Origin of the sequence: Haloechinothrix aidingensis, assembly GCF_013450155.1 — a bacterium.
Classification (GTDB): Bacteria; Actinomycetota; Actinomycetes; order Mycobacteriales; family Pseudonocardiaceae; genus Haloechinothrix; species Haloechinothrix aidingensis.
Window position 1 is genome coordinate 771,585 of record NZ_JACCKD010000001.1, and the last position, 18,353, is coordinate 789,937.

General features: G+C 69.0%; 25 protein-coding genes and 1 tRNA gene. 6 read left to right on the forward strand and 20 right to left on the reverse strand.

What is annotated here, in order from left to right:
• Positions 1 to 20: 20 nt before the first annotated feature.
• Positions 21 to 782: an enoyl-CoA hydratase gene (locus H0B56_RS03755; protein ID WP_180891484.1), complete on the reverse strand. Its 762-nt coding sequence runs from the start codon at positions 780 to 782 to the stop codon at positions 21 to 23.
• Entirely contained in the window at positions 779 to 1,258 is a 480-nt protein-coding gene (locus H0B56_RS03760) for an Lrp/AsnC family transcriptional regulator (RefSeq protein ID WP_180891485.1), read from the reverse strand. Before H0B56_RS03760 ends, H0B56_RS03755 begins: the two co-directional genes overlap by 4 nt.
• A gap of 74 nt (positions 1,259 to 1,332) precedes the next feature.
• Here H0B56_RS03760 and ddaH point away from each other — a divergent pair, with 74 nt between their 5' ends.
• Positions 1,333 to 2,196: a dimethylargininase gene (gene ddaH / locus H0B56_RS03765; protein WP_219632114.1), complete on the forward strand. Its 864-nt coding sequence runs from the start codon at positions 1,333 to 1,335 to the stop codon at positions 2,194 to 2,196.
• A gap of 139 nt (positions 2,197 to 2,335) precedes the next feature.
• The gene (htpX, locus tag H0B56_RS03770) at positions 2,336 to 3,190 is read left to right on the forward strand and encodes a zinc metalloprotease HtpX (RefSeq protein WP_180891486.1); all 855 of its coding nucleotides are present in this window, start codon (positions 2,336 to 2,338) and stop codon (positions 3,188 to 3,190) included.
• Positions 3,191 to 3,246: 56 nt separating this feature from the next.
• On the opposite strand, the gene rfbA is transcribed toward htpX, so the two are convergent.
• Together rfbA and H0B56_RS03780 are read right to left on the reverse strand one after the other, a co-directional pair.
• Complete coding sequence (gene rfbA, locus H0B56_RS03775) at positions 3,247 to 4,128, reverse strand: glucose-1-phosphate thymidylyltransferase RfbA (RefSeq protein WP_180891487.1); 882 nt, start codon at positions 4,126 to 4,128, stop codon at positions 3,247 to 3,249.
• A 27-nt stretch (positions 4,129 to 4,155) separates the two neighbouring features.
• Positions 4,156 to 4,647 (reverse strand): YajQ family cyclic di-GMP-binding protein, encoded by a 492-nt coding sequence (locus tag H0B56_RS03780; protein ID WP_180891488.1) that lies wholly within the window; start codon positions 4,645 to 4,647, stop codon positions 4,156 to 4,158.
• Positions 4,648 to 4,895: 248 nt separating this feature from the next.
• On the opposite strand from H0B56_RS03780, the gene H0B56_RS03785 reads away from it, so the two are divergent.
• Positions 4,896 to 4,977: transfer RNA gene (locus tag H0B56_RS03785), tRNA-Tyr, on the forward strand.
• Positions 4,978 to 5,098: 121 nt separating this feature from the next.
• Here H0B56_RS03785 and H0B56_RS03790 read toward each other — a convergent pair.
• The 16 genes from H0B56_RS03790 to H0B56_RS03865 all read right to left on the reverse strand — a co-directional run bounded on the left by H0B56_RS03790 (position 5,099) and on the right by H0B56_RS03865 (position 15,852).
• Positions 5,099 to 6,466, reverse strand: a complete 1,368-nt coding sequence (locus tag H0B56_RS03790; RefSeq protein WP_180891489.1) for a tyrosine-type recombinase/integrase — start codon at positions 6,464 to 6,466, stop codon at positions 5,099 to 5,101.
• Positions 6,466 to 6,654: a helix-turn-helix transcriptional regulator gene (locus H0B56_RS03795; RefSeq protein WP_180891490.1), complete on the reverse strand. Its 189-nt coding sequence runs from the start codon at positions 6,652 to 6,654 to the stop codon at positions 6,466 to 6,468. Before H0B56_RS03795 ends, H0B56_RS03790 begins: the two co-directional genes overlap by 1 nt.
• 204 nt (positions 6,655 to 6,858) lie before the next feature.
• Positions 6,859 to 8,223: a DUF3987 domain-containing protein gene (locus H0B56_RS03800; RefSeq protein WP_180891491.1), complete on the reverse strand. Its 1,365-nt coding sequence runs from the start codon at positions 8,221 to 8,223 to the stop codon at positions 6,859 to 6,861.
• Positions 8,220 to 8,597, reverse strand: coding sequence for a hypothetical protein (locus tag H0B56_RS03805; RefSeq protein WP_180891492.1), 378 nt, complete (start codon positions 8,595 to 8,597; stop codon positions 8,220 to 8,222). The genes H0B56_RS03800 and H0B56_RS03805 overlap by 4 nt, the downstream gene beginning before the upstream one ends.
• Entirely contained in the window at positions 8,597 to 9,523 is a 927-nt protein-coding gene (locus H0B56_RS03810) for a bifunctional DNA primase/polymerase (RefSeq protein WP_180891493.1), read from the reverse strand. Before H0B56_RS03810 ends, H0B56_RS03805 begins: the two co-directional genes overlap by 1 nt.
• A 229-nt stretch (positions 9,524 to 9,752) precedes the next feature.
• On the reverse strand, positions 9,753 to 12,005 hold the full coding sequence (locus tag H0B56_RS03815; protein ID WP_343063738.1) for an FtsK/SpoIIIE domain-containing protein: 2,253 nt from the start codon (positions 12,003 to 12,005) through the stop codon (positions 9,753 to 9,755).
• Between the two features lie 92 nt (positions 12,006 to 12,097).
• A complete protein-coding gene (locus tag H0B56_RS03820; protein ID WP_180891704.1) occupies positions 12,098 to 12,274 on the reverse strand; it encodes a hypothetical protein in 177 nt (58 codons plus the stop codon).
• A 25-nt stretch (positions 12,275 to 12,299) separates the two neighbouring features.
• The gene (locus tag H0B56_RS03825) at positions 12,300 to 13,214 is read right to left on the reverse strand and encodes a DUF2637 domain-containing protein (RefSeq protein WP_180891494.1); all 915 of its coding nucleotides are present in this window, start codon (positions 13,212 to 13,214) and stop codon (positions 12,300 to 12,302) included.
• Positions 13,211 to 13,636 carry a hypothetical protein gene (locus tag H0B56_RS03830; RefSeq protein WP_180891495.1) on the reverse strand — a complete coding sequence of 142 codons (426 nt, stop codon included), beginning with the start codon at positions 13,634 to 13,636 and terminating at the stop codon, positions 13,211 to 13,213. The genes H0B56_RS03825 and H0B56_RS03830 overlap by 4 nt, the downstream gene beginning before the upstream one ends.
• A gap of 20 nt (positions 13,637 to 13,656) precedes the next feature.
• Entirely contained in the window at positions 13,657 to 13,887 is a 231-nt protein-coding gene (locus H0B56_RS03835; RefSeq protein WP_180891496.1) for a hypothetical protein, read from the reverse strand.
• Positions 13,888 to 14,009: 122 nt separating this feature from the next.
• Positions 14,010 to 14,246 carry a hypothetical protein gene (locus tag H0B56_RS03840; protein ID WP_180891497.1) on the reverse strand — a complete coding sequence of 79 codons (237 nt, stop codon included), beginning with the start codon at positions 14,244 to 14,246 and terminating at the stop codon, positions 14,010 to 14,012.
• A complete protein-coding gene (locus H0B56_RS03845) occupies positions 14,243 to 14,725 on the reverse strand; it encodes an RRQRL motif-containing zinc-binding protein (RefSeq protein ID WP_180891692.1) in 483 nt (160 codons plus the stop codon). Before H0B56_RS03845 ends, H0B56_RS03840 begins: the two co-directional genes overlap by 4 nt.
• Complete coding sequence (locus H0B56_RS03850; protein WP_180891498.1) at positions 14,725 to 14,925, reverse strand: hypothetical protein; 201 nt, start codon at positions 14,923 to 14,925, stop codon at positions 14,725 to 14,727. The genes H0B56_RS03845 and H0B56_RS03850 overlap by 1 nt, the downstream gene beginning before the upstream one ends.
• Before the next feature lie 124 nt (positions 14,926 to 15,049).
• Positions 15,050 to 15,190, reverse strand: coding sequence for a hypothetical protein (locus H0B56_RS03855; protein WP_180891499.1), 141 nt, complete (start codon positions 15,188 to 15,190; stop codon positions 15,050 to 15,052).
• A 147-nt stretch (positions 15,191 to 15,337) separates the two neighbouring features.
• Entirely contained in the window at positions 15,338 to 15,541 is a 204-nt protein-coding gene (locus tag H0B56_RS03860; RefSeq protein WP_180891500.1) for a hypothetical protein, read from the reverse strand.
• Positions 15,541 to 15,852: a hypothetical protein gene (locus H0B56_RS03865; protein ID WP_180891501.1), complete on the reverse strand. Its 312-nt coding sequence runs from the start codon at positions 15,850 to 15,852 to the stop codon at positions 15,541 to 15,543. Before H0B56_RS03865 ends, H0B56_RS03860 begins: the two co-directional genes overlap by 1 nt.
• Positions 15,853 to 16,007: 155 nt before the next feature.
• Here H0B56_RS03865 and H0B56_RS03870 point away from each other — a divergent pair, with 155 nt between their 5' ends.
• From H0B56_RS03870 to H0B56_RS03880, 3 genes are all read left to right on the forward strand, one after another.
• On the forward strand, positions 16,008 to 16,364 hold the full coding sequence (locus H0B56_RS03870) for a helix-turn-helix domain-containing protein (RefSeq protein WP_180891502.1): 357 nt from the start codon (positions 16,008 to 16,010) through the stop codon (positions 16,362 to 16,364).
• Positions 16,365 to 16,601: 237 nt separating this feature from the next.
• Positions 16,602 to 17,801 carry a helix-turn-helix domain-containing protein gene (locus tag H0B56_RS03875; RefSeq protein WP_180891503.1) on the forward strand — a complete coding sequence of 400 codons (1,200 nt, stop codon included), beginning with the start codon at positions 16,602 to 16,604 and terminating at the stop codon, positions 17,799 to 17,801.
• Entirely contained in the window at positions 17,798 to 18,340 is a 543-nt protein-coding gene (locus tag H0B56_RS03880; RefSeq protein ID WP_219632116.1) for a flavoprotein, read from the forward strand. Before H0B56_RS03875 ends, H0B56_RS03880 begins: the two co-directional genes overlap by 4 nt.
• The last annotated feature ends 13 nt before the right edge of the window (positions 18,341 to 18,353 follow it).

Sequence of the window (18,353 nt, forward strand, 5' to 3'; positions counted from 1 at the left end):
CCCGCACCCTCGCGCCGCGCTTACTCGCCGCTGATACGCCCCTTGCTCGCGGTGAGCCGTTCGGTGAATTCGGGGGAGGTGATCGACTCGATCTGCGGGGCGATCTCGGTGTCCACGGCCTCCTGGTGCTCGCCGAGCGACCTGGTCGTGCGCATGGTCCGCTTGGTGGTGGTGAGCAGGTCCCGAGGTGCGTCCGCCGCGCCGGAGGCGAGCGAGCAGGCGGCGGCCACGAGCTCCTCGTGCTCGCCGTCCACGGTGCGCAGCACCAACCCGGCATCGTGTGCCGCAGGTGCGTCCAGCACCTCGCCGAGCAGCGTCATCGCGGTCGCTTGCTGGGGGCCGACGGCACGTTGCAGCATCCAGGTCATTCCGCCACCCGGGTGAATACCCAGGCGCAGGAACCGTGCGTCGAACCGCGCACGCGGGCCCGCGACGCGGATATCGGCGGCGAGCGCGAGGTTGAGCCCGGCACCCACGGCTGCCCCGCCCACCGCGGCGATGGTCGGAAGCGAACAGCGCGCCACGGCGAGGAATCCCGCGTAGATCGCCCGCAGCCCCTCCTCGCGTGCCTCACCGAGCGCCGAGAGGTCGGCGCCTGCGCAGAACGCGGGCGGTGTCCCGGTGACCACGACCGCGTGCACGTTCTCGTCCTGTTCCGCGGCGGCGACGGCCGACTCCAGCTGCGCCGACAGGTCCAGGGTGAGGGCATTGCGCCGGTCGGGGGCATCCACGGTGATGACGGCGACCGCTTCGCGGTGTTCGGTGGTGACCTGTCCGCTCATGCGTGCCCCTGTTCGTGCGGGTTCGATGTCCGTGCCGACGGTACCGGTGCTCGTTCCAGCAAGGTGGACAGCACCACGGTGGAGACCGTCGATTCCACGATCTCCAGCGCGCGGAGACGCTCCAGCGCCGACTCCATGTGATGGATGCTCGCCGCGCGCAGGTGCACGATCGCGTCCGCCGCCCCGGAGACGGTGTAGGCCGCGGCGACCTCGGGCAGGCCTTCCACCGCACCGCGGATGCGTGCGGGGGAGACATTGCCCGCGCAGCGCATCTCGACGAAGGCCTCGGTCCCCCAGCCGAGCGCTTCCGGGTCGACCACGGCGGTGAAACCGCGCAGCACTCCCTCGTCGAGCAGCCGGTCGACACGACGTTTGACGGCGGGCGCGGACAACCCGACATCGTGGCCGATCTCGGCATAGCTGGCGCGCGCGTCGCGAACCAGGTACGAAACGATTCGCTGATCCAGCTCGTTCATACGCAATATTTTGACTGTATCAACGCAATACTTGTCAATTGATCGCCGAAAAATACCCCACTAGATTGGGATGTATGACGGCTGCCCCGATGCCTGTGAGCTACGCGCGCGAACCCGTACCCACGACGCGCCACTTCCTGATGTGCCCGCCGCGGTACTTCGCGGTGCGTTACGTCATCAACCCGTGGATGAACCCGGACCGTCCGGTGGACGCCGGCCGCGCGATGGAGCAGTGGTCGCGGATACGCGCGCACTACATCGCGCTCGGGCACAAGGTCGAGGAGATCGAACCGCAACCGGGGCTGCCCGACATGGTGTTCGCGGCGAACGCGGCGACCGTCCTGGGCGGGACCGTGCTCGGTGCCCGGTTCCGCAACGCCGAGCGCGCCCCGGAGGCCGAGCACTACCGGCGGTGGTTCCTCGCCAACGGCTACCGGGACATCGTCATGCCCACCGCGATCAACGAAGCCGAAGGCGACTTCGTCTGGACGGGCCGGGAGCTGCTCGCCGGTACCGGATTCCGCACCGAACCGCGGGCCCACACCGAGGCCCAGGAGATCCTCGGCGCGCCGGTGGTGTCGCTACAGCTCGTCGATCCGCACTACTACCACCTCGACACGGCCCTGTTCGTGCTCTCGCCTGCCGACGAGTCGAGACAGGCCGTGATCGCCTACTACCCGGACGCGTTCTCCGCGGAGTCGCGCGGGACGCTCGAGCGGATGTTCCCGGACGCTGTCCTCGCCGGGCGCGCCGATGCCGAGGCGTTCGGCCTGAACGCGATGTCGGACGGCCGCACCGTGATCCTGCCCAGCGAGGCCGAGGGACTGGCGGCCTCCGTCGCGGCGCGCGGCTACGAACCGGTCGGCGTCGACATCTCCGAGTTGCGCAAGGCCGGTGGCGGCCCGAAATGCTGCACGCTGGAGCTGCGCGAGGGGTGATCATCCGGCTGCCGGGTAGCCGCGTGGTGTGACCGGCATCGCTCCGGCGGCCTCGACGCGGAACTTCTGCACCACACTCGGTCGTTGGCTGGGCGAAACGCATTCGTCGAGTGCAACAGGCTGAGTGGGAGGCGCGTAGGTGCACACGCATCGGAACGGGCTCAAGACCGCGCTGCTGCTCGGTCTGATGAGTGCGTTGATCATCGGCGTCAGCTGGCTGATCGGTGGTCAGGGAGCGCTGTTCATCGGCATGGTGCTCGCGCTGGCGATGAACGGCTACGCTTACTTCAACTCCGACAAGCTCGCCCTGCGGGCGATGCGCGCGCGTCCGGTGTCCGAGGCCGAGCAGCCCGCGATGTATCGCATCGTGCGCGAGCTCTCCAGCGCGGCCAGGCAGCCGATGCCGCGGCTGTATGTCAGCCCCACGAGGGCGCCGAACGCGTTCGCCACCGGCCGCAACCCGCGGAACTCGGCCGTGTGCTGCACGCAGGGGATCCTGGAGATACTCGACGAGCGGGAGCTGCGCGCCGTTCTCGGGCACGAGCTCTGTCACGTGTACAACAGGGACATCTTGATCTCCAGTGTCGCCGGGGCGCTGGCCAGCGTCGTGACGGTGCTCTCCTACATCGCGATGTTCGCGGGAGGACGCAATGGCGGCAACCCGCTGCTGGGACTCCTGCTCGTCTTCATCGGGCCGCTGGCCGCCGGCATCGTGAAGATGGCAGTCAGCAGGTCACGGGAGTACCAGGCGGATGCGTCGGGTGCCGAGCTGACCGGTGACCCGCTCGCGCTTGCCTCGGCACTGCGCAAGCTGGAACGTGGCACGCGGGCCGCGCCGTTGAGCCCGGACCCCGGGGTGGTGTCCCAGTCACACCTGATGATCGCCAACCCGTTCCGCACGGGTGAGTCGTTCTCCCGGCTGTTCGCCTCGCACCCGCCGATGGCGGACCGGGTGCGGCGGCTGGAGGGAATGGCCGGGCGCCGTTCGCGCTGAGCCGCTCCGCCGTGCGGGCCGGCGGGATCGGCTGACCGCGCGCCCCGGCCGCGCGGTCAGCCGGACACAGCGAACTGCCGCGCGATGCTCATCACGTAGTCACCGTATCCGGAGGTGGCGAGCCCGCGGCCGAGCTCGAGGCACTGGTCGGCGTCGATGAAGCCCATGCGCAGCGCGATCTCCTCGATGCAGGCGATGCGCACCCCGGTGCGGTGCTCGAGCACCTGGACGAACTGGGCGGCGTCGAGCAGGGAGTCGTGCGTCCCGGTGTCCAGCCAGGCGAACCCGCGTCCCAGATCGACCAGCCGTGCCGTGCCCAGCTCGAGGTAGGTGCGGTTGACATCGGTGATCTCCAGCTCGCCCCGGCGGGACGGCTCGAGGGACCGCGCGATGTCCACAACGGAGTTGTCGTAGAAGTACAGGCCGGTGATGGCTTTGTTCGAGCGAGGACGCTCGGGCTTTTCCTCGATGGAGACAAGGCGGCCGGCATCGTCGAGCTCGCCGACGCCGTACCGGCCAGGATCGTTGACCGGGTAACCGAACAGGGTGCAGCCCGTGACGGTGGTGACCTCCTCCTGCAGGCGGCGGGAGAATCCCTGCCCGTAGAAGATGTTGTCGCCCAGCACAAGGGCCACCGGGTCGTCACCGATGAAGTCCGCCCCGATGAGGATTGCCTCGGCGAGACCGTTCGGGGCCGGTTGCTCGGCATAGCTGAAGCTGAGCCCCAGGTGGCTGCCGTCGCCGAGCAGCTTGCGGAAGTTCGGCAGGTCCGGCGGGCTCGAGATGATCAGGATGTCCCGGATGCCGGCCAGCATCAGCACCGAGAGCGGGTAGTACACCATCGGTTTGTCGTAGACCGGTAGGAGCTGTTTGGACACGGCCTGCGTGATCGGGTACAGGCGCGACCCGTTCCCCCCGGCGAGAACGATGCCCTTCAACGGGGCCTCCCCAGCGCGATCGGCCGCCTACCGGTAGTTGACGAACTGGAGAGCGATATCGAGGTCCTTGCCCTTGAGCAGCGATATCACATCCTGCAGGTGGTCCTTCTTCTTCCCCGTGACGCGGAGCTGGTCCCCCTGGATCTGGGCCTGCACGCCCTTGGGGCCCTCGTCGCGGACGATCTTGGCGATCTGCTTCGCCTTCTCCGACGAGATTCCCTGCACGATCTTGCCCGCGATCTTGTACTGCTTTCCCGATGCCGCAGGCTCGCCCGGGTCGAACGCCTTGAGCGAGACGCCGCGCTTGACCAGCTTCTCCTTGAAGACGTCGAGGGCGGCGCGGACACGTTCCTCGGTCTCGGCTTCGATGGCGACCGCCTCCTCACCCGTCCAGCTCACGCCGGCACCGGTGCCCCGGAAATCGAAGCGGGTGGAAAGCTCCTTGTTCGCCTGGTTCAGTGCATTGTCGACCTCTTGCCGGTCGACCTTGCTCACGATGTCGAAAGACGGGTCAGCCACGGGATCTCCATACGTCGCGAATCGTCGGCCGCTGCTTGGCTGCTACGTGGCAGCACTGTAGCGCGAGTGCCGGGACCTCGGTCACGCCAGTGCCGCACGGTGCGCCGCGCTCCCGGCCGCACCGTGGCGCGGGGAGGTCAGGAGGACGTCGCGGTCCGGCGCAGCACGCCGCGCGGGAGGTCCGACCCCGTGACAGGATCCGTGTTGCCGGTTTGTATGCTGTTGCAGGTCGGCATGGTTCCGGCCCTGGCGGGTTACCCAAGCGGCCAAAGGGATCTGACTGTAAATCAGCCGGCTTAGCCTTCGGGGGTTCGAATCCCTCACCCGCCACCCAGCGAGAAAGCCCCGCTGACCTGCGAGCGAGCAGGCAGCGGGGCTTTCTCGTGTGTCCGGCTATTCACGGGCGGGGGCGGCTTTGTACGGCTGGTTGTGCCCATGGCGTGCCCACGGTTCACCAGCCCCGGAGCGCTCGGGCAACGTTGTCGCGGGCGGCTTGCTCCCCGCCATCGAGACACTTGGCGTAGACACGCAGTAACACCGCCAGGCTATGGCCGGCCCAGGCGGCCACCCGCGGCGCTTCGACGCCGCTCGAGAGCCACATCGACACAGCAGCGTGGCGTAGATCATAGGGCCGCTTGCCCAGAGGACTAGCCACCACTTCATCGGTGAACACGGCTTTCCGTGCATCCCTCCATACACGCCCGTATGTGGTTCCGCTCACGCGCCCGCCATTGCGGGCACCTCGAAACAGCCGCCCGTCAGAGGCAGTGCCGAACGTCTCCATGTGGGCGTGCAACATCTCGGTCAGCTCGGGCGGGCAAGGGACGCTGCGCCCAGCGCCGTCGTCGCGGTGCTTGAGCGAACGTTCCTCGCTGGCTTCGCCGGTGTCGGTCCACGCGTCGTCTACCTCGGGGCGCGCATTCTCAAGATGGATCGTGCCCCACCCACTGGCGGGCAGCGAGAGATCTTGCTTCTTCAAGCTGCATGCTTCTTCCGGTCGGAGTGCGGCGTAGTACAGGCAGCCGAAGAATGCGGTGAGTCGCCGTCCTGGTTTGCCCGTTTGCGTTCTTACCGCATCCAGGAGCATCCGTGCCTGCATAGGGTTTACGACTGAGCGCGGGTCGACCTGTCCCACAGTTTGCTTACGGCTTTTCACCTTAAGGTCCGACATAGGATTTTCATCGAAGACTCCCTTTTCCACGGCGAGATCGATCGCACCGCTCAGCGCCACGCGCCTAAGCCGCACGGTATTCGCGGACGCTCGCTGGCCGTCGAAGTTGAAGTCAAGTGAGCGGAGCACGTTACGCAGCACCTCAGGGTCGCCGAGAACCTCTGAGTTTGGACTACTGCGCCTCACCCAGCGGAGAACGGTGTCGTCCATGTCGTCGCGGTCGCGTGTGCTGCGGTTGAGCGCTCGTATGATGAACTTGCGCAGCGCCTCATCACGGGGCCGACCTTGCCCTTCGGGTAGAAGTGCCAATGTCACGTTCATCAGTGAACGTGCGGTCGTCTTACGATGCTTCGGCGACCAGTCGGACCACTTGGTGCCCATGTAGTCGCATGCCAGCTCAAACCACGTCATCGTTTTCTGGGCCCGCAACATTGATACGGGGTAGCCCTTTGTCGTATGGAATGCTTCGCCGCTTCGAGCGGAAGCGAGCAGCCTTCCACGGAAACTGTCAGCGAGCGCGTACGTCGTGAAGGGTTCTGTGAAGCGTTTGTCCCCAACTTGCCATCGAACGCGGTAGCTGGTGACTTTGCCTCCGCCATTCTTCCGAGATTCCAGTGCCCAGATGCGCACCTTGTATGTGGTGTCCATCACGCGGCCTCCTCCAGGTTGTCTTCCCAGCGTTCGAGGTCGGTGCGGCGGATGCGGAGTTGCCCGTTGGGCAGCTTGATGCAGCGGGGCGCGCGGCCTTTGGCACGCCAGTCGTTCCAGGTGGATCGGGAGACGCCGTACTCGGTCAGGAATTCGGCGATGGTGAGGTAGCGGCGGTGGGTTGCCATGTGTGCTGGTACTCCTCGGTGTCGCGCCGGTCGGTGCGGGTGGGATGTGGCATGGTTCTGTCCTCCTGGTCGTGTCGTTGGGCTGCGAAGGTGGCGAACTTTCGAACTTTGGGGCTGACCTGGGGTTCCGAGATGACCTAAGTTCGCGGCCGCGAACTTAGGGTTTCGCGTTTTCCCTGGTCACGAGCTAGGTTCGTAAGTTCGCTATGTTCGCGTGGTCGGTTCGTGGGCGGTGTAGATCTCGGCGCTGCGGCCGGGTTTGCCGTCGGCGCGGGGGCGGGTGGTGCGGGTGATGTGGCCGGCTTCGATGAGCTGGTCGAGCATCGCGGTGATGTCCTCAGCGGGGGTCTTGCCCTTGAAAAATCCGGTGGTGATGTCTTTGCGGGTGCGGCCGGTCTGGCCGGCTTCGGCGATCCAGGCGGCCAGCCGGGCCGGTGTGTGGGTGTCGGTGAACACCGTGCGGGCGCTGGCGATGCTGTAGCGCACGAGCGCGGCCGCGGCTTGCAGGTGGCCGGGTTCGATGGTGCTGGTGGTATCGAGGGCGGCGTGGATGGCGGCGATGCGCAGGCAGGTGGGGGCGGCGCGGGAGATGAACTGTTCGACGGGGCCGGTGTCGCCGTGGTCGCTGCCGAACTCGACGTAGAGGGCGCGCCAGAGGTCGGCGGCCGGGCCGGTCATGCCCATGCTGCGCAGCCGCGCGCCGGCGGCGAGTCGTTCGGAGAAGGAGAAAGCGAGGCTGCTGATCAGCTCGCTGGGCGCGCCCTGGGTGAAGGGCAGGAACTTGGACCGAGCCACCGCCAGCGGCAGGAACCGGTTGTAGGTACCGCCGGCCATGTCGCTCGCGGAGACTTTGCTGCGGAACTCGCCGGGGGTGATGTGGGCGAGGATGCCCACGTGGCTGCTGGGGGCGATGCGGGCGGTGACGGTGAGGGTGGAGAGGTCGCCGCCTTCCCACGCGGCCCGCAGGATCGCGGAGAGGCTGTTGCCCTCGCGTTTCATCTTGGCCATCACCCCGGCCCATTCGGGTTCCATGACCAGCAGCCGCAGGTCGCGCGGCCCGTCGTGCCGGATCGGCGGCGCGTCCGGGTCCGGCTCCGGGGTGCTGGTGTCGGCGGTTTCGCTGCTGTCGGTGGTGTCGCTGGTGGTGAACATGGCGGCCAGCCCTTCGCCGGAGGTCAGCCCGGAGCGGATGTTGTCGTGGCAGAAGTCCGTATCGACCGTGTCCAGGAGTCGCTTGGCTGTGCTCCACGAGGTTCCCTTGCGGCCCGCGCTGGTGCGGCCGACCAGTAGCGGCCACACCAGCAGCGGGTGGGCATCGTCGCCGGCCTGCACGTGGGGGGCTTGCCCGAGGTGCACCCCGGCCGCGCACAGCAGGGACGCGAGCACGGCCACCGGGTCGGCCTCGGTGGTCGGTTCCAGCTCGCGGGCCAGGCTGCCGAGGTAACAGTCGAACACCGCCGGGTCCAGCGCGGGCAGCGCCGCCCGCGCGCGGGCGACTTCGGCCGCGGCCCGGTCTTCGGCGGCGGCCTCCTCGGGCACGGCCCGCAGCGGGCGGGCAGCATCGGTCATCGCGAGGGCTCCTCGAACAGCGGGTACATGGTGGCGGCGAGGAAGGCGCTGTGGGTGCGGGCGCGGGTGGTGGCGTGGTGCTCGCGGTCGTAGTGCAGGTGACACCCCTGGCACAGGGCGGCCAGGTTCGCGTCGCGGCAGTCTTCGGGCTGGTGGTTGAGGTGGGCCACGGTCAGCACCACCCGCGACCCGGTGGCCCACGCGGGCCTGCCGTGGTGGTTGTGGCACCGCTGATCGCCGGCGAGGTGGACGGCCGGGCGGCCGCAGTAGCCGGTGCACTCGCAGCGACCGGCAGCACGGTCGAACCGGATGCGTCGTGAGATCGCCGGCCACTCGGGTGGGTAGCGGTGCCGGTTCTCCGGGCGGATCGGCATCAGGCGGCCTCCGTGCTGGGGCGGGCGGTGCGGGGCCGGTGGGTGCCGGCGTCGAGGCCGGCGTGGATGACGCGGGTGATCTCGCGGGTGGTGCAGTCGCAGTCGCTGCGGGCCATGTGGCCGGCCGCCTCGGTGAGGTCGCGGGCGGCGGCGTCCCGGTCGATCAGGCCAGCGCCAACGAGCTGGCCCAGGGCGTAGGCGGCGCGCGACAGGATTGCGTTGTGCTGCCCGCGAGCGGCGCGCTGTACCCGGTCGAGTTCGTTGCGTAGGGCGGCGGTGGTGTAGGAGTCGCGCCGCTCAGGCGGGATCTCAGCCCTGGCTGAGGTGGCCTGTGCCGGCTTTTCGAGCAGGGCTTGGACCAACCAGGCGGGCAACTCGACCGGGTCACGATCGTCGTGAAGCTCGTAGCCACCCTCGGGCAGGAGCGAGCCGGGCGCGACAACGTAGCCGCCGTGTGCGCGGGTGTCGATGTGTTGCGCGAGGCTGCCGCTGGTGTTGCGCAGGACCACCCCGGGCGGGGCGGTGAAGTACCGGTGTGTGCCGCCGTGGGGGGTGGTGACGGTGTATGTCTGGGGCAGCTCCACCCCGCGTGCGCGGCACAGCGCGGCCAGGGTGTCGGTGCCGTCGGGGGCGTCGCGGCCGGTTTTGGCGGCGGTGTCGAGGTCGAGCACGACCAGATTGGAGGGTCCGGCGGCGATGCCGATGTTGTAGGGCGTGTGGGCCCAGGCTTGCTGGATGCGGTCGGGGTCGACGGTGGCGCGCTGCTCCCAGCCCTGGTGGCCCTCGACGCAAGGCCCGGTGCCGGGGCAGCGGCGTCGGCCGTGCAGCGCGGGGGCGCGCTCACCGGGGCGTAGGGGGAAGACGGGCCAGCCCATGGCGGCGAGGTAGAGCGCCCATTCCCGCAGGGCGGTGGTGGTGGCGTCCATCGTGGGTTCCTTCCGTCGGTGTTGGGTACGCGTGTGTCCACGCGGCTGGGTGTGGGGTGTGGGGAGGGAGGCGCGGGCTGGGGTGTGGTGCCGGCGCCTGTGGCCGGGTCAGCGCTGGGTGGCTGGTGGGGTCTCTGGCCTCCCTGGTGGGGTGTTGTTGCTGGTCACCGGTGGGGAGTCGGGTGTGGGGAGGTGGGTGGGGAAGACTCCCCTGCTCCCCGGCTGCGGCTTAGCTGGTTCCCTGACTGTCGCCCTCCTCGTGCTCGTGCTCGTCGTCGGTGGTGGTGTGCTCGTCGCGGTGGGCGAGGGCGGTGTGGACTCGTTCGGCGGAGACCTGCATGGCGCCGCCGGTTTTGTAGGGGGCGGCGTCGTAGCCATCGAGGTAGTCGGTCAGGTGTTGGAAGGTCCAGTCGCGGTAGGTGGCGCGGTCGCGCTCGGCCAGCCGGTGCAGGACTTCCATGGTGCGCATGCGTTTGTGGCCGGTGAGGATGTCGGCGATATCGGCCAGCGGGTCGGCCCGCTCCTCCTTGGGGGTGGCGGTGGCGGTGCTGGTGATGCCGGCCTCCTCCCGCAGGGCGAGGGCGCGGTCGACGACGGGGGTGATCTCGTCGATGCCTTTTTCTTTGCGGACGTAGTTGCAGCGGATCAGCCCGGGCTGTGGGGCGAAGCCGGCGGCCATGGCGGTGCCCACGTCGTCACCGGCCACCAGGGTGGTGGCGCTGTAGCCGCGCTTGTGCATGCCGGTGCCGAGGATGGCGTCGTTGCCCTGGTGGTCGTTGATGGCGAAGGCGACCCGGTGGGAGGCGGTTTTGCTGATGCCGCGGGGCAGCGAGTTGGCATCGGCATCCGGGGTGGCCCAGATCAGGGTGATGCCGGTCTTGCGGGCCTTCTTGGTGACCTTCAGGGCGAGTTCCTTGGCCTCGGTGCCGTAGGTTTTGTGCGTGAACAGCTCGTGCACCTCGTCGAACACGACCACCCGGGGGCGCATGCGCGGGTCGCGGGCGGCGATATCGCGGGTGTTTTTCGGGTCGTCGCCGCCGAGCTCGTCGAGGATCTGGCCGCGGCGGGTGACCTCGCCGGCCAGCTCCCGTAGCGCGGTGATGGCCTGCTCGATGTGCTCGTCCTCGTCGCCTTTGACGAGGGTGCGCAGCCGGGGCCGCATGGGGTCGTAGTCGACGTTGTAGGCCAGGACGTAGACGTCGATGTCGACCAGCGGGTCGAGCATCGCCCCCAACACCAGGCAGATGACCAGGGAGGATTTGCCCGAGCCCATGATCCCGGCGATGAGGTAGTTCGCCGCCATCAGCCGGGCGGTGATGCGCTCGCCGCGCACGTTCACCCCCACGGGCACGCCCTTCCAGTAATCGCTGCTGCCCTCGGTCAGCAGGGGCCACGGGTCGATGGGGCCGGAGAGGATGCCCTGGTCGGCCGCCCACAGATCCAGCACCCCGGGCTGGTTCTTCGGCTCGGTGGGCCACACCTCGATGGGTTTGCGCATCAGGTTGTGCGCCAGCACCGCTTTGCGTTTGGCGATCTCCTCGACCGGCACGCCCTGCGGCAGCAGCAGTTGCGCGTGCCAGCCCTTGCCCATGCGGGTGGCACCGGTGATCCAGCGGGGCTGCCACCCGTCCTTGAGCGCCCGGTTCAGCGCATCGATGTTGAGGTTGCCCAGCGCGGAGAGGATCGCGCCCTCATCCGGCACCACCTCCCGCTGCTCCCCCTCACCAGCCGCCGGGGGCTGGGCCCAGCGGGGTGTGTGCCCGTCCTGCCGCCCGAGGTGCCACAGGATCGCCACCACCAGCGCACCCGCCGCCAGCGACAGCAGGAGGCCGAAGGCGGAGACGAACCACACCGCCCAGCGCACGAACTCGACCACGCCGACGATCGGGTCGATCACCCGGCCGGCCTGCCCATCGGCCACGGCCAGGATCAGCCCCAACCCGAGCAGGAGGCCGACGAACGCGGCGACGCCGATGGCGGCGGCCTTGACCAGCTGGATCGGCGCTCGTAGCCAGTCCATCGCCCGCTGGTGGCGCTCCCGCTTGGCGAGGCGTTCGCGTTCCTCCCAGTCGGCGACCCGGTCGTAGTCGCCGGCAGCCTCCGCGGCCCGCATCATCCGCTCATACCGCGAGCTGGTGTGGGCCTCCCACAGCCGGCGGGCGGCCACCCCCGCCCCCGTGGCGACGTAGGCGCTGTGCCGGGTCACCGCCCGGCCGGTGGTGCGGGTCCGCGGGTGCGTCGCCGCGGTACGCAACACCCGGCCGGTGGCCACGACGTCGTGGCGGTAGCCGCGCCACCGCAGGGCGGCCTTGTGCCGCTCCGGCAACCGCGGATAGTCGCCCTCATCGACGATCTCGCCCTCGATCACCTCCCCCGCCTCGCGCGGCTCCACCTGCCGGCCAGGGGCGGTGTTGGGCAGGTAACGCACATTGCCGTGCTCGCGCTGCTCTCCGTCGTCTCGACGGTCCCTGTCGTGGTCCACTGGTCGCTGCCCCTCCTGGTTGCTGGTGTGGGGTGGGTGGTGCCGGGCGGCGGCCGGGGCACGTGGGGCCCGGCCGGCCGCCGCCCGGTGCCCTATTTCTTCTTCCGGTCCCAGCCGGCCTTGCGGGCGCACGTCTCGCAGTAGGGCGCGTTCTTGCTCGCCCCGTTCGTGCGGATCCGCGCGCCGCACAGAGCGCGGGCATTCGGCGCCAGGCCGGCGTCGAACAGGTCCGCCTTGGCGGTGTCGGCGATGTGCATCGGGCGCGCCATCGATCTCTCCTCGCTCTCGGTGGGGTTAGTGGCTGGTGCCGATCGGGGCCAGCGATCGGGTCTCGATCGGGCTCGGCGGGTCGGGCTCGACTGCCGTGGTGGTGTGTTCGTCGCGTAGCTGCCGCGCCCGCTGCGGACCACAGCGCAGCGCCCGCCGGATCGACTCCGCCGAGGACGGATCGACCTCGACCGCCGGCGAGGCGATCGCCGCCGCCAGCTCGGCCCGCAGGTCCTCGATCGAGCGGTACCCCGGCCCAGCCGACGCGGGGGCCGGCTCTGCCTCGGTCGGGCTCGATTCCCGCCGGTCACCACCGCGACCGACCCCAGCCACAGCGGGCACGGACACGGCCCGATCGGTGGTGTCGGTCGGCTGTCTCTCCGCGGGGGCCGTCGAGGCCGCCGCGCCAGTCGACGTCGGTGCGATCGAGGGCGACTCGACCTCCCCCGCGTCGACCGGCTCGGGCTCGATCGGGTCCGGCTCGATCGACGCAGCCGCCTCGGGCCTCGTGCGGTCGGCTTCGCGGTGGTCGGCGTCGGCGGCCAACAAGACGGCGAGGTGGACCGCGGCGGCCAGGGCGGCCGGCGGGATCGCCGCCACGGAGACGACCACCGGCCAGGGGGTGTCGACCGCGTACAGGGCCATCGACTTGTGCCCGGCGTTACCGGCGATCGCTAAGCACACGGCGACCAGGCACAACCCCCGGGCGTAGCCACGGCACCGGCGCGCGGCTACCGGGGCGAGCCAGGCCAGGGCGGCCACTGCGGCCATCACATCCAGCGCGACTGGCAGGCTCGCCGCCGTCCACGTCCCATAGCCGGTACGCCGCGCCAGGCTGTACAGGGCTTCGGCACTGGCCGCGATCGCCGAGGCCGCGATCACGGCGATACCGATACGCAGCCAGACGTGATACCAGCCGCGCGTCCTGCTCCGCTCGGTCACGCCGGCACCTCCCCACACCCCTCACCGGACCCATCCGCGTCCGCGTCGGTGTGGGCCTCGTCGGGCTCGGTGGCTTCGGGTGCGGCGTTAGTGGTGGGGCGGGCGCGGGCCCGCAGGCGTGCCGAGCGGGCCACCCACAGCGCCACACCCAGCACACTGGCCACGGCCCACCACGGGGAAACCAGCACAGCCAGCGCCGTCGGCACGGCCAGTACCGCCAGCTCGGGCAGGTGCCAGCCCAGCCACGTCACCGTGCGATCCATCCGCGTCGCCTCCCGTGTGAGTGCCCGCTGCTCGGCGGCGAGCAGGTCCTGCCACGGCACCGCCTCATCCCGCCGCGGGGCAGGGATGCCGGCCGGCGTCGCCGCCCGGGCGGTCACGTGTGTCTGCTCCTGCGTGTCGCTGGTGGTGCGCTTACTCATCACTCGGGCTCCTTCCGGGCTCACGCGGCCGCCGCAGCGGGCCGGGCACTGGGTTGGTGGGGATGCCGCCGCGCGGCCGTGACACCGGCGGTGAGGTGGCCATCGATGCGCTGCATCGCCACCTCCAACGCCCGGGCAGTCAGTACAAGCGGCATCCGGGCCAGGTGCAGCAGCGCGAAGGCCAGCGCCAGGCCCAGAAACCGCAACAGCGCGGCCGTGCCGTAGCGCTCCAGCACGTCGAAGCCGGACATGTCAGATCACCTCGCAGCCGCAGGGCGCCGCGAACACCGGCGGTGGCGGGGGCTGGAAGATGGCCGACCAGCACGGCATGCAGTAGCCGTCCTTCTCAGCGGGTCGTGTGCATCCCGACGTGCTACACATGGGCATTCACCTCGCGTGGGGTGGTCGATAGGCGTACAGAGTCAGCGCGGGCGTGGGCAGCCGCGGCTAGCGCCCGCTCGGTCACGGCTTCCTCGGATTCGTGGGTTTCGGTGGCCAGGCGTTCGTGCGCGTGGGCCATTGCGTCGAGGTAGTCGGCCACCTCGTTCGCGTCGGCTTGTGGGTGTGGCCGGCGTAGCCCTAGGCAGGTCAGCTCGGATAGCGCGGTCATGCCGCCACCCCCACCTGCGGCGCCGCGATCGGGTCGCCGTCCAGGTAGTCGTGCAGGTAGTCATTGGCGTCCAGCTCGCCCAGCTGGTAGCGGCACGGTTCGCACACCGGCCGCTGCCGCGGTAGGTACGTTTCGGTGTCGGTGTCGCACTGGCCGCACGTGCGGCGGGCCGCCAGTGCGGTGTGCACCGCCCGCCACCGGGCCGGGGTCATGGCCCGTACCGGACGTGCCCGCTCGATCAGGAATAGCTCGGCAATCACCTGCGTATGCGCTGCTCGGTGCCGGAACATCAGCAGCGCCACCGGGTCTTGCCCGCCCGGGCGCAGCCCCATCGCGCGTAGCTGGCGTCGGGTGGCCAGCTTGTCGCGGGGAGCGAGCCCCCACGACAGCAGCGGCAACCCCTCGTAGGTGCCGCGCGTGAACTCCGGGCGGTCCGACCACGGCACCGGCCGCAGATCCCACGGGTACTGGCGCACCATCACGACTCACCCCCGGCCGCATCCACGCCGGGCAGGTGCCGCTCTCGCTCGATCCGCTCCAGCGTCTCGCGGGCGTGCCGCACCCAGATCGCCTCGGACGCGGTCAATGTGTGCGCCCGCGGTTCAAGCACCGTCAGCAGCGCGCACACCGCCCAGCGCAATCGCCCGAGCTGCTCATACACCCGGGTGTCTCCTACCATGGGTGTCCTCCTCGGATCGTCAGCTGAATGGTTGGGGAGCCCGGCCGGCGGACGTTCTTGGCGGGACCACCCGCCGGCCGGGACACCGCAACGGTCAATACATCGGCGCATGCGGCGCTCCCTGCTACTTCTTGCGGTTGCGCTTGTCGGTGCCTTCGAGCTTGCGAATGTCCTTGCTGGACTGCGGCGCGGTTTCGCGCCAGTCCCGCTGGGCGTTCTTCGCGTACTCCTTAGCCGCGGCTGCGGCGTCCTTGGCCTTACCCATTGATTGCTCTCCTTGTCCTCGGTGCGTGCTTGCTCGTGTGGTCAATCCAGCGCCGCGACACAGCGGCGTCAGGTCTCGGCTTCGACGGCGGCCAGCACCACGGCCCACAGCAGCAGCGCGGCCACCACAACACCGGTCGTCATCGCCTCACCCCAGCCCGGAAATGGTCTCGGTGATCACCCGCGCCACACCCTGGGTGAGCTGGGTGAACGGACCGGAGACCGCCGGGACACCGGCCAACAACGACAGCGCCACCGCACCCGCGATCACCCAGGCGATCGCGCCCTTCTTCAGCGCAGCGATGACTACGACGGCAGCGATCGCCAGGCACACGACTAGATACAGACTCATCACGCGGCCTCCCCATCGATCTCGCCGACCGGGGCGCGCTCCAGCCGCACCGGAAACGACCGCACCACTTGGCGGTCGGCACGCCGGCGAGCACGCCGCGCCCGCACCTGACCCCGCACCTCGCGGTGCACCCGCTCGGTCTCCACGCGCGCCTCCGCCGCGAACTCCCGATCGGCCTCCTCGATCAGCGCGTCAATCTCCGCGCGCTCTCTTGCCATGTCCTCCTCCTGCTGAACAGCCAAAACGTCCGGGTCCAGAACCGTGCCCAGGCGCAGCCGCGCCTCCCGGTCCGCGATCCGCGTGAACTCCATGCGGCTCCAATTCGTTGGTGATGCAGGACGTAAGTCCCAACGTAAGACCTAATATTAGGTCATATATTGGGAGTGTCAAGCCCGGCTGGTTGGGCTCGAAGTTTTCGCAGATCAGGGCTAGTGTTAGACCTGATACCGGGAGCAGTGGAGGTGCGGTGAGCAAGGACTGGCAAGCGGTCTCGGCAGCGATCAAGTCTCGGCTCGACGAACTCGACATGACCCAAGCCGAGCTGTCCCATCGGGCGGGCGTGGCCCTAGAAACCGTCCGCGAGCTGCAGCACAACTTGCGGCCGCGGCGACGCAGTCCCCGCACACTTGGTGCTGTCTCCGAAGCACTCGGGTGGCCGTCGAGCCACCTTGCGGCCATCGCCGACGGCCAGAGCCCGGACGATCCCGATGTCGGCGATCCAGTGCTAAGCGAGCTGGACCGGATCAACGAGACGCTCACGTACATCACCGCCCGCCTTGACGCCATCGAGCGTCAGCTAGCTGACGACGACGGGCGATCCTGATGTTCTCGACACGTAACCGCAGGGCACAGACGTGCGCCCGCAGTGCCGCTGTCGTACAAGCTGGTTGGCTGCTCATAGCTGACGTGCCCTTTCAGCTCGCCGTTTCTGCTCCGTCGCCAACCACTGTCATGGCGCAGGCGGCGAACCAGGCGCACTCACGTACGGCCGCTCAGAAGTACGGGCACCACCCGCACAAAAGTGCGGGTCACCGTCAGCCACTTGGGGTGAAATGGGGTCATGGTTACTGAGGGACCGATTGGCGAGCGCGTTCGCATCTACCGACGGCGACGCGGACTGGGGCAGAAGGAACTGGCGCACATGGTGGGCCGCTCGGAGTCGTGGCTGTCCCAGGTCGAGCGGGGTATCCGCAGCGTGGACCGGCTGTCGGTGCTGATCGATATCGCGCGCGTGCTCAAGACCGACGTGGAGACGCTGTCGGGCCACAAGATGGCCTACGCGCCCAACGGGCAGCCCGAGGTGGAAAGCCTCGATGAGATTCGCGACGCGCTCAGCGCCTATCCCGGGTTGGGGTTGAGCGAGGTGCGTACCAGTCCGCTGCCGGAGATCGAGCAGCTCACCACCGAGGTGCACCGCCGGTACCAGGCAGCCGACTACGGCGCGGCGGCCAGCATCCTGCCCCGGCTGATCACCTCGACGGAAGCCGTTGTCGAAGACAGCGCCTCGCGAGACTTACCGACGGCGCTCGGGGTGCAAGCCCAGGCGTATGTGGCAGCGGCCAAGCTGGTCACGAAGGTCGGCGACGGGCAGTTGGCCTGGATCGCTGCCGACCGGGCGGCGAATGCCGCGATGCGGGCGGAGTCACCCGTACTCAAGGCGATGGCCGCGTACCAGGTGGCGTGCGCGTTTTTGAAGATGGACCGCATCGAGCAAGCCGAGCACGTCGCCGTGACCACCGCGGAGAACTTCCTCGACGACTCCCCGGCAGGCATCTCGGTACAAGGCGCGCTCTTTCTGATCAGCTCGGTCATCGCCGGCCGCCGGAGTGACCGCGCCGAATCCACCGAGCGGCTGCGCAGGGCCGAGTACCTGGCCGATGCGCTCGGCGCCGATGGCAACTACGGCTGGACCGCCTTCGGCCCCACCAACGTCGCCATCCATCAAGTATCAGCAGCCGCCGAGCTGGGAGACGCACAGCAGGCCATCAGCAAGGCCGAAGCACTCGACACCGATGGATTACCGGATGGGCTCAAGAGCCGCCGGGCGCAAGTCCACATCGACACCGCGTGGGCTTACTCCCAGCACCGCGAGGATGCGGCGGTCGTCATCAACCTGATGGAAGCCGAACGGGTCGCCCCGCAGGCGTTGCGCTATAACGTGATCGTGCGCGAGATGCTTCGGGAGCTGCTCAAGCGCGAGCGGCGGTCAGCCACGCCAGGCTTGCGGCAACTCGCCAAACGGGCTGGGGTGCTGCATTGAGCGCGAGCCGGGTCGTCTACGTCATCGGCACCGCCGCACCGCCGGTCTTCGACTGGCCAACCCTGTTTCGGCTGCTCCGCGAGCGCGGATGGAAGCCACACCCCGTGCTGTCTCCGATCGCGGCCACCTGGTGTGACCTCGACGAACTCTCAACAGCAGCTGGCGTCGATGTTCGGGTGGAGCTGCGCAGCCCCACAGACTCGGACCCATGGCCGAAGGCCGATGCGGTGCTGGCCGCGCCACTCACATTCAACACGATCAACAAGTGGGCTGGGGGTCACAACGACACACTCGTCCTCGGAGTGTTGAACGAGCTGATGGGGGAGGGGGTGCCGATCGTTGCAGCGCCTTGCGCTAAGGCAGCGCTACAAAGCCACCCGGCCTATCCAAGCAATATCCAAGTGCTCGCTGGATCCGGTGTAACCATCCTTGAACAGCACGACACTGTGTTCAGGGACGAGTTCGACCGTGCGAACTTCGATTGGCTAAGGATCGTCGAGGCGCTTGACCGCACGTCTAAGGGGTTGCCAGAGAGTTGAAGCTCATGGCACT